Below are 15,116 nucleotides of genomic sequence, written 5' to 3'. Positions count from 1 at the left end.
AACCAATAGCTAGGCAAGAAGGTCCTGAACTCGCTGGATTCCTTCGATGAGTTCTTGGTCATCCAGTGCGTAGCTGAATCGCAGGAACCCACTGGGCCCGAAGGCTTCCCCCGGGACAGCCGCAACTTCAGCTTTCGAAAGGATGAGGTCAGCGAGTTCGAGGGAGGTCCGTGCAGTGATGCCTTGAATGTTTCGGTTGAGTGCTCCAGTGACGTCGACGTAAGCGTAGAAGGCACCTTGCGGTAACGGGCAACGGAAGCCATTCACTCGGTTGAGCGCATCTACGATCACAGTCCTGCGTCGCTCGAATGCCTGGCGCATTGCCTCGATCGGTTCGAGGGGACCATCCAGCGCCGCAATCGCCGCACGCTGTGCGATGTTGTTCACATTCGACGTGAGATGTGACTGTAAATTTGCGGCACCCTTGATGACGTCGGTGGGACCGACCATCCAACCGAGTCGCCATCCGGTCATTGCGTAAGTTTTCGCGACGCCGTTGACGAGAATCGTGCGGTCAGCGAGTTCGGGCACTGCCTCGACAATTGAGATTGCTCGAGCGCCGTCGTACGTAAGGTTTTGGTAAATTTCGTCGGAAATCACCCAGAGTCCATGCTCAAGTGCCCACTCACCAATCGCCTTCACTTCTTCGTGTGAGTAAACCGCGCCTGTCGGATTCGATGGGGAGACGAACAACAGAACCTTAGTAGCTTCCGTGCGAGCAGACTCGAGCTGTTCAACGGTGACCTTAAAGCCCTGATCGGTGCCAGCAAAGACCTCTACTGGCACGCCACCCGCGAGTTGAATGACCTCGGGGTAGGTCGTCCAATAGGGACTCGGCATGAGTACTTCATCGCCCGGATCGAGCAATGCCTGGAAGGCTTGATATACCGCTTGCTTGCCACCGTTCGTGACAACTACCTGGCTCGGCGAAACCTCAAGTCTGGAGTCGCGCGATGTTTTTCGAACGATAGCCTCCCGCATTTCGAGGAGCCCCGTTGCGGAAGAGTAACGGAAATTATTCGGTGAATCGAGCGCTGCACGGGCGGCGTCCACGATATGAGAAGGTGTCGTGAAGTTAGGCTCACCTGCGGCGAAACTGATGACTTGGCGCCCTTCGGCTTTGAGCGCTTTGGCTTTGGAATCGATTTTTAGAGTGGTGGACTCGGCGATTTCGCCGATCCGCATTGATAGACGAGTATTCTGAACCATTGGTTCAGTTTAGCGCAGATTTATCCCCATTGTGACTATCTGGCAGTGGAAAACCGCCCAATGGTGTCCTGGATCGGAGCGTGTGGGTCGCTAAGCGATCAATGAGGTTGCAGAGAAATCTGTACCCACCTGGTCCGTCGCCGAGAGCAGCTTTGCGGCCTGATCAGATGCTTCAATAGCCATCTGTCCGAGCTGTCGAACATTGTCCGGTGTGATGCGGTAGGTAGGACCGCCGATCCAGATTGCGTATTTTGGCAGGTCGCCAACGAATACTGGCGCGGCCACAGATGCGGCATCACGCTCGAGCGCGCCGTACAGCCACGCATATCCATGCACTTTCGCAGGTTCGAGCGAATCGATAAAGGAGTCGAGCTGGGCCAATTTCTCACTGGGGTAGTGGGGCGCGAGCAACTCGCGCACCGCCTTCGGGTCCCGGTATGACAACAGCGACTTTCCGGTCGAGGTGAGCCACGGTGGCTGGATGCGTGGCGTGGATTTCAAAGTCTGTCCAATTAGTGAAGGGCCGACGTTTTGCAACATGACAATGATGTTGTGATCTTGCAACATATCGAATCCCGTTGTCTCACCGGACTTCTTAGAAAGTTCGGAAAGAATTTCGCGAATTGCCCGGAGCGTGCCCGTTTGGGTAAGAAGTCCGCCGATTATCGACAGCGATCCGACCGAAATACGAATTCGCTTCGTCTCATCGTCAGTAACAAGCACTCCCTCTTCTTCCAGCGCAGTGATGATGCGGAAGCAAGTGGCCTTCGGCACGCCAGAGAGCCGAGTGAGTTCGCTTAGCCCGACGCCGTGTGGAAACGTCGAAATTACCCGCAATACGTTCATAGAGCGGTTGAGAAGTCCATCTCGCGTTCTTGGTTCGGAGTCATTCGCTTCCGGCTTAGTACTCATCTTGGGATAATACCTAAACCGAGTGGGTGATTCGCTCACTCTGAGGGATGAGGGAATTCACGGATCGATGTGAATTCACGGAGCGTTGCATTTCACACTTCGCTGCGAGTTCAAAGAGTGCATCGACAATTTGGAAGTCTTCCTCACCGCGAGTGAACCGGAGCGGGCTCGCAGCAACACGTCCTGGAAAAGAGCGCGAACTGGTCACATCCCCTTCGTCGACGAGCCAGCCGTCGAGAAGACCGCCTTCGTTCCGATGGCCGTAACGTTCGGCAACGGCCGAGGCCGTGCAGTCCACTCCCTCCACCTGGAGGCAGCGATCGGCCCATCCACGAACCGGCTTGTTCGCGATAATCGGCGAGATGCCAACCACCGGTGCGGATACGCGCTCCACTGCTTCGCGAATGCCCGGAATCGCGAGGATCGGTTCGATCGACACAATAGGGTTTGACGGTGCGATCACAACTACATCCGCTCCTGAAATCGCCTCGATCACACCTGGGGCGGGCGATGTAGATGCCACGAGCGGGAACTCGAACGACTGAGGGAGCGGCTCGGCCCGATCACGAACCCACCATTCCTGAAACCCGCGGTCGACGGAAGTGCCATTTGGGCCGGAGAACCGTACTCGCGTGGGCGAGGGATCGTTTGTTGAGGGTAGCACTCGCATGTCGACGCCATAGCGCGCGGTAAGTTTCGCCGTGACCTCGCTCAGCGTCAGGCCCTCAGTGAGCAGGTGGGTGCGCATTGCATTGTGGGCGATATCGAGGTCGCCGAGCTGGAACCATCCCGCCTCGGGCAGCACGCGCTGCACCTCGCGAATCGCCGCATCGGTGTCACCGGCACGTCCCCAGCCGCGGTGCTGGTCGCCGAGGTCTGCGAGATGATAGGTGACCGAGTCGATATCCGGCGAGACCCGCAGCCCCAGGTGGGTGAAGTCGTCGCCAACATTCACGATCGCGGTGAACGCACACGGCAACCCCGCGCGCCGATTCCACTGCTGGAAGGCATAGGCGAGGCGAGCGCCGCCGATGCCGCCACTCAGAAATGTCACGTTCTTCATCGTTCTCTCGTCTCATCTAAGGAATTGTTCGAAATGCTGGTGCGCTGCCCGGTTGTGCTGCCGTGGTCGAGCAAAAATCGGCGACCATCCGGGCCATCGATTGTCACTGTCTCGACCTTCCAATACGTTCGAATGGCATCCGCGGTGAGGGTGGATGCGGTGGGGCCGACCGCGTGGACTCGACCATCGGCGACGATGGCCACGGTGTCGGTGACGACCGTCGCGAGATCGAGGTCGTGGAGACTCACGATGAGGGTCACGTTCCCCGTGGCGAGGCTTCGCAACAGCGCCATCGTGTCGCGGATCGCGGCGAGGTCGAGGTGGTTCGTCGGCTCGTCGAGGATGAGTACGCGCGGCTCCTGTGCGAGCGCGCGGGCGATCTTCGCCCGCTGGCGCTGGCCACCGGAGAGTTCAGCAAAGGGTGCTTCGGCGAGGTGGCTGATGTCGCAGCGATGCAGTGCCTCGTCGACGGCAATCTGATCGGTGCGGGTGTAAGGCTGGAAGAGTCCGCGAAACGGTACTCGACCGAGCTCCACGAACTGCCGCACGGTGAAACTCGGCGCCTGCGCCGTCTCCTGCGCGATATAGGCGACGCGCTTCGCCCACTCACGGCTCCCGAGCTGACGCTTCGTCGACCCGGACCACCGCACTGAGCCCGAATTCGGCGTCACGTGCCCGGCGAGGATGCTCAGCAGCGTGCTCTTTCCCGCACCGTTCGGTCCGAGCACGCCGACGATGTGTCCGGGCTCGAATTCCAGGGCGGGCGCTTCGAAAACGAAGTCGCGACCGCGCGCGAGTGTGAGGGCGGATGTCGACAGCATTAGGCGTGGTTTCCTCGTTGACGAATCATGATGATGGCGAAGGCGATCGCGCCGAGCACGGACGTCGTGATCCCGACGGGGAGCTCCTCGGGTAGCGCGATCAGCCGGGAGAACGTGTCCGACCACACGAGCAGAATCGCGCCGATGAGGGTGGCGCTGACGAGGTGCCGGATTACTGAGCCCCGTGCGAGGGGCCGCGCGAGGTGCGGCACGATGAGCCCGACGAAACCGATCGCGCCTGACACAGAGACCATGCCTGCGGCGAGCATCGCGGCGACGGTGAGCACGCCGGCGCGCGCCTGGCGGGTGTTGATGCCGAGCGAGGCGACCTCGTCGTCATTGAGGAGGAACAGGCTGAGCAATCGGGAAAAACAGAAGATGACGGTGCCGAAGATGGCGAAGGCCGCACCCGCGATGGACACGCTCTGCCAGCTCGAGCTCGCGAGCGATCCGAGCAGCCAGTGCAGCACCTGCTGATAGCTATCGCTGTCGGGGGAGCGGAAGATCACCAGCGACGTGAGCGCGCTGAAGAGCGCGGTCACGGCGACACCGCCGAGGATGACGCGCTCGGCGGGCATTCTCGTGCGCGCGCCGCTCAGGATTAGGGTGGCGAGCAGCGCGAGCGTGCCGCCGAGGAGCGCCGCGACGGGCAGCATGAGCCCGACGCCGAGTAGGATAACCGACACCGCACCGAGCGAGGCTCCGGACGAAATGCCGAGAAGATACGGTTCGGCCAGGGGATTGCGCAGGGTCGTCTGTAGTGCGACCCCGGAGATCGCGAGGCCGGCACCGACGATCGCGGCGGTGAGCACACGGGGGATGCGCACCTGCATCAGGATGATCTGATTCGAATCCCAGAGATGCGGCGGGGTCGTCACCGCGGTGTCGAAGGTGTCGAGGGGGAGAGTCACGGCGCCGAAGAGCGCCGCGAGGATGATGGACGCGACGAGGCAGAGCGCTAATACTGCGACTGTTGCGGCGAATCGTCCCGTGCGCGAAGCGCGGACGGGACGATTCAGCTCCAGCGTTCTGGTCATGGCGTGACGGGAAGCTCCGCCATCGCGTTCGCGATCGTTTCGACGGCTTCAACGTTGCGCACGCCGGCCTCTGTTGTCGCGAAATCGACGATGATGTAGTTGCTTTCCTGCACGGCGGTCATCTTGCTTGCAGCCGGATGGGCTTCGAGGCGTTCGCGCTTCTGCTCGGCCGAGTTCCACGGTGCATCCACGAGCACGATCACATCGGGATCACTCGCAACGAAGGACTCCCACGGCATGCTGTACCAGCTCTGCGGCTCGCTCGCGGCGACGTTCTCGAGCCCAGCAGCCGCCATGATCATGTTGGGCGTGCCGGTGCCACCGCCGACGAAGGGCGTGTCGTCCCCCGAGCTGTACCAGAGCGCGGTGGTGCTCTCCGCGGGCACGGCAACGGCGTCGAGCCGTGTCTGCTGCTCGGCAACGAGGGCCTCGGCGCGATCTTCCACCTCGAAAATCGATCCAACTTCAGTGATCATTTGAAACACACCATCGAAGGTGAGTGGCTCTGTAGCCGCACCCCCGAATTCGCATGCCGGCGGGGCGACGTATGTGCGCATTCCTTTGCTGAGGAGGTCTTCGCGCGTGCCGACACCGTCGGTGCTGAGGTTCGACTCCCAACCTGCGAACACGAGGTCGGGGGAGGCAGAGATCAATACCTCTTGGCTCGGCAGATCGTCCGCAAGTACAGTCGGAGCCCAACCAGCGGGTGCCAGGTCGTCCGACACAGGGCCGTCGAGGAATGCGGAACCGACGACGCGGTCTTCGAGTCCGAGCGCGAGCATCAGCTCGAGGGGAGTCGACTTGATCGTCACGACACGCTCGGGGACCGGCGACGTAGTAAGGGAGAACCCACAATTGTCGATTGTGGTAGACGCAGTCGATGTCTCGGATGCTGCGTCACTCGAGGTGGTTGCGCAGCCCGTTAGAACCAGCAGTGCGAGCGAAGCGGCAGCCGCTTTTCTGAAAATGAACTGACGGTTTGATTTCTGAATCATTGAGAATGGGCCTCGCTGTTGTTGGGGGCCGTATCGTATGGGCGCAGCATTGCGCCCTTGTGTAGCCCGGGATTGCAAGGATAACGTACTAACTGGATTCTAGAAATGGGCCCAGTGGGAGAGCGCAATATCGATACTGAATTCGGAGTTGCGGAAAAGGTGAACCAGTGGTTCACTATTAGAACTACCCCACTTGTCAAGGAGGACTGATGACACTTCGTGTTCGGAAACTGGTGCGGCTCGTCGAAGAGCTCAGGAGCGAGAACGGCGTACCCCTCGAGCGACCCCACCGCGTGGCCGTTGCCGCAGCGGTGATCGAGAACCCGTACGGTGTGGACGGCTACGTGCAGGACCTCACGACGATCGCCGACCAGCTCGGCGAAGAAATCGGCGAGCTGATCGGGCCCGAGGCTGTCGCGCTCCTCGACGACGAGGTCGAAGCATTCGGCAAAGCGGCCCTCGTCGGGACCGCGGGCGAAACCGAACACGGTTCCGCACTCATCCATAACCTCCGCTTCGGCAACGTCTTCCGTAAGGCCGCGCGCGGAACCGAGCTACTCCCCGGCGCAGAGAAGACCGGCGTCATCGGCGCTCCGATTGACGTCCCCCTCAAGCACAAGCTCGACGCGAAGACCCGTTCGCACCACCAGACCATCACGTTCCGGATCGAAGACGCACCGCGTCCCGACGAAATCGTTGTCGCGTGCATCGCCGCGAATTCCGGCCGCCCGCTTGCTCGCCTCGCCGTCTTCGGCGCCGAGGCGTCCGCCGACGTTTCGGCCTAGCCGTCCGGACGACAGGAGAGAACACATGACCATCCTTGCTCCCACCCTCACCAAGGAAGAGCTCGTCGAAGCCGACCGCGAGTACGTCATCCATTCGTGGTCGAAGCAGGGCGGCCTCAACGCCCGCCCGATCGCCGGCGCCGCGGGCTCCTGGTTCTGGGACTACGACGGCAACCGCATCCTTGACTTCCAGTCGCAGCTCGTCAACAGCAACCTCGGCCACCAGCATCCCCGGCTCGTCGAGGCGATCAAGGAGCAGGCGGACCGACTCTGCTACATCGGGCCAAACTTCGCCGAAGAATCGCGCAGCCTGCTCGCGAAGAAGCTCGCCGAGATCACCCCCGGCGACCTCAAGATGAGCTTCTTCACGACCGGCGGCGCAGCGGCGAACGAGAACGCGATCCGCCTCGCGCGTCACGTCACCGGTCGGAGCAAAATCGTCGCGCGCTACCGCTCGTACCACGGTGCCACCGCTGGAGCGCTCGCGCTGACGGGCGACCCGCGACACTGGCACTCGGGCGCTTCGATGCCCGATGTCGTGCGCATGCTCGACCCGTACACCTACCGCTGCCCCGCCGGTCACCCCTCGCCCTGCCCGGTATGCTCGGGCGGGCCGCACCTCGAAGAGATCCTGCAGTTCGAGAACCCCGAAACCGTGGCAGCGGTCATCCTTGAACCGGTCACCGGCACGAACGGCCTCATTTACCCCGGTGAGAACTACCTCCGCTCGATCCGCGAGGTCTGCGACAAGTACGGCATCATCCTCATCTTCGACGAGGTCATGGCGGGCTTCGGCCGCACGGGCGAACTCTTCGCATGCAATCACTGGGACGTCACGCCCGACATCCTGATCACGGCCAAGGGCCTCAACTCGGGCTACGTACCGCTCGGTGCCATGACGGTATCGGCGAAGATCTCCGAGTGGCTCATGGAGAACAAGTTCTGGGGCGGGCAGACCTACGCGGGCCACCCGCTTGCCTGCGCCTCGGCGGTCGCCTCGCTCGACATCATGGAGGACGAAGGCATCGTCGCGAACGCCAAAACACAGGGCGAACGGCTCGGCGCCGGCCTCGCGCAGCTCGCCGAACACCACCCGAGTATCGGCGATATCCGCGGCCGCGGTCTCTTCTACGGGCTCGAGCTCGTCAAGAACCGCGAGACGAGGGAAGCACTCGTGCCGTTCAACGCAGTGGGCGCGGCAGCCGCACCTATGCAGGAGTTGAACAAGGCCGCTATGGCGAAGGGGCTCTATCTCTCGTCGAACTTCAACGTGATGCGACTCACGCCGCCGCTCGTGATCAAGGATGACGAGATCGACCTCGCGCTCGAGATTCTCGACGACGTGCTCGACCTCGCGGACCGTCACTACGAAGGCTAAGGAACCGAAGCAATGCCAGCTCAACCCTCCTCAGAACCGACCACGCTCATCCGTGGCGGGACGGTCGTGAACGCCGAAGGATTCGTTCGCGCGGACGTGCTCGTTCGCGGAGAACGGGTCATTGGAATCGGCGTCGACCACGACTGGGATGCCGATACCGTAATCGACGCGACCGACAAGTACGTCATGCCAGGCGGGATTGATGTGCACACGCACCTCGAGTACCCGATCGATGGCTTCACGACCCGCACCGCGGATGACTTCGCAACCGGGTCGGTCGCTGCCGCGTTTGGTGGCACGACGATGTTCATCGACTTCGTGAAGAAGCGGCCGGATGCATCCCTCTACGAGACCTTCGTGGATCGTCGCAAGGTGGCCGAGGAAAAGAGCATCGTCGACTTCAGCTTGCACGCGATCGTGCCGCCGTTGGCACAGCAGGCCGACGTGCACGAGGATCTCGAGCGGCTCTATGAAGAGCAGGGCGTCACGAGCTGGAAGTTCTTCATGGCGTACCCCGGAACGCAGATGGTCGAGGACAACGAACTTCTCGCCGGTATGGACCTCGCGAAACGCCTCGGTGCGCTCCCAATGGTGCACGCCGAGAACGGACACATGATCAACCGTGCCTCGAGCCAGCTGCTCGAATCCGGCAAGACGGCTGAGATCCATCACGTGGATGCGCACGGCCACTCGTCAGAAGCGGAAGCGGTGCACCGCGCGATCGTGCTAGCCGAGGAGGTCGGCACGCCACTCTATGTCGTGCACGTCTCGAGCGAACAAGCGGCGGTCGAGATCGCGCGCGCTCGCAGCGAAGGCATCGAGGTATGGGGCGAGACCTGCCCGCAGTATCTCTTGACCGCGCTCGAGGACTATGAGGGACTCGGTGATCGCGCTGCGGGCTACATCTGCTCGCCGCCGATTCGCGAGCGCGCGAACCAGGCGGGGCTGTGGAAATACCTCGCCGCCGATGGCCTGTCGACCCTCGCGACCGACCACGCCGCGTTCTGTATGGAGCAGCCGGACGACCTGCCGCCCCAGAAGCTGCGATCGCCGGGCTACTTCCCAAAGACTCCGAACGGTGTGCCCGGGCTCGAAGACCGCCTCAAGGTGGTCTGGGAAGCAGGCGTTGTCGAGGGGCGGATGGACATTTGCCGCTTCGTCGAACTCGTCGCCACGCGCCCCGCCAAGCTCTTCGGTCTCTACCCGCGCAAGGGCACGGTCTCGGTAGGCGCGGATGCCGACATCGTCGTGTGGGATCCGAACAGTGATCACACGATCACCGCCGCCGAGAGCCACTCGCGCACCGACTACAACCTCTACGAGGGGATGCACGTCACGGGGCTTCCGGTGACCGTGCTCAGCCGAGGCAAGGTCCTCATCCACGACCGGCAGTTGCAAGAGGCTGCCACCACGACCCGCGGCCAGTACCACTGCCGCGAAAACGCTCAACTCTACTAACGCCCCCAAACGAAAGGCAAGACCATGCGAATTCCACTTGGAATCCACGTCGGCGACCGTATGACCCTCCCCGAGATCTACGAGGTCGCCCAGTACACCGATGAGAAGGGCTTCGACTCCTTCTGGGTCGCAGAAGGCCGTATGGCCCGCGACGGCATCGTGCCAGCTGCGATCGTCGCAAAGGAGACCAAACGCATCCGCATCGGCACGGGCGTAGTCAACAACAAGAGCCGTAACGCAGCACTCATGGCTGTGACCTTCAAGACTCTCGATGAGGTCGCTCCCGGCCGCGCGATCCTCGGCATCGGCGCGTGGTGGGAGCCCCTCGCCACGAAGCTCGGTTCGCCCATTCGCAAGCCGGTCGCCTCGATGCGTGAATACATCACGATCGTCAAGCGCCTGTTCAACAACGAGCAGGTCACGTTCAACGGCGAGTTCTACTCGGTCGAGGGCGTGCGCTTCGACAGCATGTACCGCGAGAACACCGTCGTACCCGTCCCCGTATACGTGGGGGCAGTTGGCCCGAAGATGCTCGAGCTCTCGGGCGAGATCGCGGATGGCGTGCACATGGACTTCTTGCTGCCGCCGTCCTACCTCGTCGGTGCGAAGGAAGCCATCGGCCGCGGTATTGCGAAGCGCACCGACAGTGTGAACGAGATCGACCTCACGCAGATCGTCGCGTGCAGTGTGAACGACGCCGACCCGCAGGAGGCGATCGACCACTGCAAGGCGTTTCTCACCCTCTACCTCATGCAGCAGCCGCACATCGCTGCGCACTCGGGCGTCGAGCCAGAACTCGTCGAGCGCATCCAGGAAATCGCGGGTTGGCCCGCGACGAAGGAGGATATCAAGCGCGCGATGGAACTCGTCCCCAACAGTCTCGTACAGAACGTCACGGCGTGCGGTTCGACCGATGACGTCGTCTCGAAGCTGCTCGAATACCACGAGGCTGGCGTGCGCGTGCCGGTGCTCTCGACGCACGGCGACCACCACCAGACACTTGTCAACGTGACCGAGGCCCTGCAGGCCGACGTCGCCGAAACGGTCGCTTCCTAACCATGACGATCGCAATTATCGGGGGCACCGGCCCTCAAGGAAGCGGAATCGGACTGCGACTCGCGGTCGCCGGCGAGCACGTGATCCTCGGCTCAAGGGATGCCGAGCGCGCCGCGGCGGAAGCCGCCACGCTCGTCGACACGCACCGCCCAGATGGGCGGCTCGAGGGTATGGCGAACGCCGACGCGATCGATCAGGCCGACACCGTCATTCTCGCGGTGCCGTATAAGGGCCATGCGGAACTCGTGACCTCGCTTGCCGACACCCTCGCGGGCAAGCTCGTCATCAGCTGCGTCAATCCTCTCGCATTCGATAAGCGCGGCCCGGTCGGCATGCAGATTGAAGACCTCAGTGCTGCTGAAGAAGCGGCCCGCTTGCTTCCGGAGTCGACGCTCGCGGGTGCGTTCCACCATCTCTCGGCGGTCAACCTGCATAAGCTCGACCACGACCTCAGCCACGAAGACGTGCTCGTGTGCGGTGACGATCAAGAGTCTAAGGCCACCGTCATCCGCCTCGCCGAGCTCGTCACCGGTGGCCGCGGCGTCGACGCGGGCGCGCTGCGACTCGCGCGGCACCTCGAGCCCTTCACGGCGGTGCTCATTTCGATGAACAAGCGCTACAAGACGAACACCAGCGTCTACATCACCGGCATCCGACAGAACGGAGATACCAAATGAAGATCGCTGCACTGCAGCTGCGCGCGACGGAAGATCGCGAAGCCACTCTTCGCCGTGCAGGCGAACTCATCGATGAAGCTGCGACACAGGGGGCAAAGCTTCTGCTCATGCCGGAATTCTTCGCGATTCCGTTCGTGCAGCCGGAGCCGGACCCGGAGTACATCAAATGGGCCGAGACGATGGACGGCCCTTCGAATGCGCTCGTGCAGCAGAAGTCGCTCGAACACGGGATGACGATCGTCTCATCGTTCTTCGAGGGCACGAACGTGCCCGGTGCCTTCCACAACACCGCGGTGACGTTCGTTAACGGCGAGGCCCGACAGATCTATCGCAAGTCGCACCTGCCGTTCTCGAACGGCTTCCCCGAGAAGTTCTACTTTCGACCGGGCCAGGAAGAGCCCTCGGTGGTGGATGCCGGTGAAGCCAAAGTGGGCACAATCATTTGCTACGAGCGGCACTTTCCCGAACTCTCACGTACCGTCGCACTAAAGGGCGGCGACGTGCTGTGCGTGCCGGTCGCATCTGCGTCGGCGCCAATGAAGGAAGTGTTCCAGCTGGAACTGCGCGCGCACGCCGCGTTCAACCAGTTCTTCGTTATCTGCTCGAACCGAGTCGGTCTCGAAGGGACCAAGGACTACTTCGGGCTCAGTGCGGTATATGGGCCAGATGGCACCGTGCTCGCGCAGGCCCCTGAAGGGGAAGAGGGCATCGCGGTCGCCGACGTCGACATCGAAGCGATGCGCGCTGCGCGGATGCGTCGCCCCTATTTCCGCGACCGCCGTCCCGAACTATACGGGACATTGACCCAAGAATGACTCGAGGTCCGGCAGCATCGGTGCGTTCACGCAACGCTGCATGAACGCACCGACACTGAGGGCGGGCCCGAGCAGTCAGGAATGAAGGTTCCAATGAGCATCAATACCGATGGACACGGGCGAGTTGAACTCACCTCGAACTCCAATATCGAGGGCACTAGCCTATACAACAAGGACCTTGCGCCGGTCCCTTTCAAAGGGCGCAACTGGAAGACTTATAACTACCTCGCGCTGTGGATGAGTATCGCGCACGGTATCCCGACCTACTATCTCGCCTCCGGGCTGATCGATATGGGGATGAGTTGGGTGCAGGCTGTGGGCACGATCGCCTTAGGTAACATCATCGTGCTGATCCCGCTGCTGCTGAACAGCCACGCGGGTGCGAAATACGGCATCCCATTCCCCGTCTTCGCACGAGCGGCATTCGGCACTCGCGGCGCGAATATCCCCGCGCTCATTCGCGCGGCCTCTGCCTGCGCGTGGTTCGGCATCCAAACCTGGGTTGGTGGACAGGCTATCTACACCCTCACCGGGGTATTCGCAGGAGACGGCTGGCGTCACGCCACTGAGATAGGTGGCCACGCCTGGACCCTGTGGCTGTCCTTCGGGATCTTCTGGCTAATTCAGATGGCGATTCTCATCCGCGGCATCGACACCATCCGACACCTCGAGAACTGGGCGGCCCCGCTCATCCTCGTCGTGGCCTTCATCCTGCTGATCTGGGTCATGTCGCTCGCGGGTGGACTCGGCGGGATGGCCACGGCCCCCTCCGAACTCGGATGGGGACCGGAATTCTGGCGAATCTTCCCCGGTGCACTCATGGGCATGATCGCGTTCTACGCCACGATGTCGGTCAACATTGCCGACTTCACGCGCTACGCAAAATCGCAGAAGGCGCACCTCGTTGGCCAGCCGATCGGCCTAGTGCCCACCGTCGTCGCCTTCACCACGATCGGCGCACTCACGACTTCCGCGACGATCGAGGTCTGGGGCGAGGCGATCTGGGACCCGGTAGAGCTCGTCGGGCTTATCCCTAATGGCATCATCGTGTTCTTCAGTATGATCTGCATCATCGTCGCGACGGTCGCCGTGAATGTGGCCTCCAACCTCGTGGGGCCTGCCTTCGACTTTTCGAACGCCTTCCCGAAGCGGGTGACCTTCAAAATCGGCGGCATCATCACCGGCGTCATCGCGATCCTGATGCAGCCGTGGAACCTGCTGGCGAACAACAGCGTGTTCATTTTTGCGTTCCTCGGTGTCGCGGGCGCGTTCCTCGGTTCCGTCGCTGGTGTGCTTGTCACCGAGTACTGGATCGTGCGCAAACGCTACCTCAACGTCGAAGAACTGTACCGGCACGAAGGTCGCTACTTCTATCGCAATGGGTTCAATTGGCGCGCAATAGTGGCGCTCGTGATGGCGCTCGTGCTGTCGGCAGGCGGCGCCTATACCGCGCCAGGTACCGAGGGGCCTTTCCCTGAGAACGGAATCATCCCCTTCCTCAAACCGCTGTACGACCTCAACTGGGCGGTCGCGTTCCTCACCGGCATCCTTGTGTACCTCGCGCTGACTAAGCTCTTCCCACCTGAGTCGCTTGTGTTGGATGAAGCGGAGCGGGAAGCGGAACGGGAGCACAGCGCCATGACCGCAGCAATCAAACTGCAGACCGCACAGGTGCCGCTGTACGGGGCGGTTGCACCAGACTCCGTGTCTGGGGCGGATACGGCCACCGACGAATCCTCACCACAGCACCTCGAAAGGAAAGAACGATGAAGACTCAGGCAGCGACGATCCTCGAAGCAGGACAGGACTGGACCCTCACGGAAATCGATCTCGCACCACCGCAGGCAGGCGAAGTGCTCGTCGAATTCACGCACGCGGGCCTCTGCTTCTCAGACGAGCACTTGCGCCACGGCGGGCTCGGAGAGCTTCCCGCCGTCGGCGGGCACGAGGGCGCGGGCATCGTCCGCGAAGTTGGGCCGGGAGTCAAGGGACTCGAGGTCGGCGACCACGTCGCGGCCTCATTCATCCCGACCTGCGGCCAATGCGACTGGTGCGTGAGCGGACACTCTAACCTCTGCACCGAATCTGTGAACAGCCCGGGCCAGGCAGATCGCAGCAAATACCGCTTCTCGATCGATGGCGAGACGATCTCCGCGAACTGTGGGCTCGGCACCTTCGCTCGGTACTCGGTCGTCTCGGCGAATACGATCATCAAGGTTGACCCGACCGTCCCGCTCTCGGCAGTAGCCGTTGCAAGTTGCGGCGTGCTTACCGGTTGGGGCGCCGCAGTGCATGCCGCCGAGGTCGCGACCGGTGACGTCGTGCTCGTACTCGGCGCGGGCGGCGTGGGCGTGAACGCGGTGCAGGGTGCAGCGCTCGCTGGCGCTCGCGAGGTCATCCTCGTCGACACGAACCCCGCGAAACTCGAATCCACCGAGCAGTTCGGGGCAACGAAGACCTTCACGTCAATGGATGAGGCGGGCGAATACGTTCGCATCATCAACCCCGTGGTCGACGGCGCCGACGTCGTGATCGTGTGCACCGGCAACACCGTCGAGCCAATCGTCACAGCGGCCTACGGCGCCCTCGGCAAGCGCGGTCGCCTGATCCTCGCGGGCATGTCGCAAGATGCTATGGCGAAGAACGTGCAGCTGCCCGGTACCCAGATCGTCTTCAAGGAACAAACGGTACGCGGCACGATCTACGGCTCGTGCAATCCCCGTCGGGATGTTCCCCTCATCCTCGACCTCTACAAGCGGGGCCTCATCAAACTCGATGAGCTCGTGACGCAACAGTATTCGCTCGAAGACATCAATCAGGGCTTCGAGGATCTGCGCACCGGCAAGAACCTCCGCGGCGTGCTAAGCCACGCAGGCGCGAACAACTAGGCCCTTCGGGGCAACGAGAGAA

14 protein-coding genes are annotated in these 15,116 nt (G+C 62.1%); 8 read left to right on the top strand and 6 right to left on the bottom strand.

Going from position 1 to position 15,116, the window contains the following annotated elements:
• Positions 1 to 9 precede the first annotated feature (9 nt).
• The 6 genes from ACTHXA_RS07150 to ACTHXA_RS07125 form a co-directional block, all read right to left on the bottom strand.
• On the bottom strand, positions 10 to 1,209 hold the full coding sequence (locus tag ACTHXA_RS07150; RefSeq protein ID WP_441670815.1) for a pyridoxal phosphate-dependent aminotransferase: 1,200 nt from the start codon (positions 1,207 to 1,209) through the stop codon (positions 10 to 12).
• A 90-nt stretch (positions 1,210 to 1,299) separates the two neighbouring features.
• Positions 1,300 to 2,121, bottom strand: a complete 822-nt coding sequence (locus ACTHXA_RS07145; RefSeq protein WP_441670813.1) for an IclR family transcriptional regulator — start codon at positions 2,119 to 2,121, stop codon at positions 1,300 to 1,302.
• A gap of 13 nt (positions 2,122 to 2,134) precedes the next feature.
• The gene (gene cofD, locus ACTHXA_RS07140) at positions 2,135 to 3,175 is read right to left on the bottom strand and encodes a 2-phospho-L-lactate transferase (RefSeq protein ID WP_441670811.1); all 1,041 of its coding nucleotides are present in this window, start codon (positions 3,173 to 3,175) and stop codon (positions 2,135 to 2,137) included.
• 5 nt (positions 3,176 to 3,180) lie between these two features.
• Entirely contained in the window at positions 3,181 to 4,005 is an 825-nt protein-coding gene (locus ACTHXA_RS07135) for an ABC transporter ATP-binding protein (RefSeq protein ID WP_441670809.1), read from the bottom strand.
• On the bottom strand, positions 4,005 to 5,042 hold the full coding sequence (locus ACTHXA_RS07130; protein ID WP_441670807.1) for a FecCD family ABC transporter permease: 1,038 nt from the start codon (positions 5,040 to 5,042) through the stop codon (positions 4,005 to 4,007). The genes ACTHXA_RS07135 and ACTHXA_RS07130 overlap by 1 nt, the downstream gene beginning before the upstream one ends.
• A complete protein-coding gene (locus ACTHXA_RS07125; protein WP_441670805.1) occupies positions 5,039 to 5,854 on the bottom strand; it encodes an ABC transporter substrate-binding protein in 816 nt (271 codons plus the stop codon). Before ACTHXA_RS07125 ends, ACTHXA_RS07130 begins: the two co-directional genes overlap by 4 nt.
• 392 nt (positions 5,855 to 6,246) lie before the next feature.
• On the opposite strand from ACTHXA_RS07125, the gene ACTHXA_RS07120 reads away from it, so the two are divergent.
• From ACTHXA_RS07120 to ACTHXA_RS07085, 8 genes are all read left to right on the top strand, one after another.
• Positions 6,247 to 6,822 (top strand): amino acid synthesis family protein, encoded by a 576-nt coding sequence (locus ACTHXA_RS07120; protein ID WP_441670803.1) that lies wholly within the window; start codon positions 6,247 to 6,249, stop codon positions 6,820 to 6,822.
• Positions 6,823 to 6,847: 25 nt separating this feature from the next.
• On the top strand, positions 6,848 to 8,200 hold the full coding sequence (locus ACTHXA_RS07115) for an aminotransferase class III-fold pyridoxal phosphate-dependent enzyme (protein WP_441670801.1): 1,353 nt from the start codon (positions 6,848 to 6,850) through the stop codon (positions 8,198 to 8,200).
• A gap of 12 nt (positions 8,201 to 8,212) precedes the next feature.
• Positions 8,213 to 9,658: a dihydropyrimidinase gene (hydA, locus tag ACTHXA_RS07110; protein ID WP_441670799.1), complete on the top strand. Its 1,446-nt coding sequence runs from the start codon at positions 8,213 to 8,215 to the stop codon at positions 9,656 to 9,658.
• A 24-nt stretch (positions 9,659 to 9,682) separates the two neighbouring features.
• Positions 9,683 to 10,714: an LLM class flavin-dependent oxidoreductase gene (locus tag ACTHXA_RS07105; RefSeq protein WP_441670797.1), complete on the top strand. Its 1,032-nt coding sequence runs from the start codon at positions 9,683 to 9,685 to the stop codon at positions 10,712 to 10,714.
• A 2-nt stretch (positions 10,715 to 10,716) separates the two neighbouring features.
• The gene (npdG, locus tag ACTHXA_RS07100; RefSeq protein WP_441670795.1) at positions 10,717 to 11,391 is read left to right on the top strand and encodes an NADPH-dependent F420 reductase; all 675 of its coding nucleotides are present in this window, start codon (positions 10,717 to 10,719) and stop codon (positions 11,389 to 11,391) included.
• Entirely contained in the window at positions 11,388 to 12,206 is an 819-nt protein-coding gene (locus tag ACTHXA_RS07095; protein ID WP_441670793.1) for a carbon-nitrogen hydrolase family protein, read from the top strand. Before npdG ends, ACTHXA_RS07095 begins: the two co-directional genes overlap by 4 nt.
• 93 nt (positions 12,207 to 12,299) lie before the next feature.
• Complete coding sequence (locus tag ACTHXA_RS07090; protein WP_441670791.1) at positions 12,300 to 13,976, top strand: NCS1 family nucleobase:cation symporter-1; 1,677 nt, start codon at positions 12,300 to 12,302, stop codon at positions 13,974 to 13,976.
• The gene (locus tag ACTHXA_RS07085; RefSeq protein ID WP_441670789.1) at positions 13,973 to 15,094 is read left to right on the top strand and encodes a Zn-dependent alcohol dehydrogenase; all 1,122 of its coding nucleotides are present in this window, start codon (positions 13,973 to 13,975) and stop codon (positions 15,092 to 15,094) included. The genes ACTHXA_RS07090 and ACTHXA_RS07085 overlap by 4 nt, the downstream gene beginning before the upstream one ends.
• Positions 15,095 to 15,116: the final 22 nt, after the last annotated feature.

The organism is Gulosibacter sp. (genome assembly GCF_052090685.1).
Taxonomy (GTDB): Bacteria; Actinomycetota; Actinomycetes; order Actinomycetales; family Microbacteriaceae; genus Gulosibacter.
Note: the sequence above shows the minus strand (reverse complement) of the source record. Positions and strands in the feature narration are given on the sequence as shown.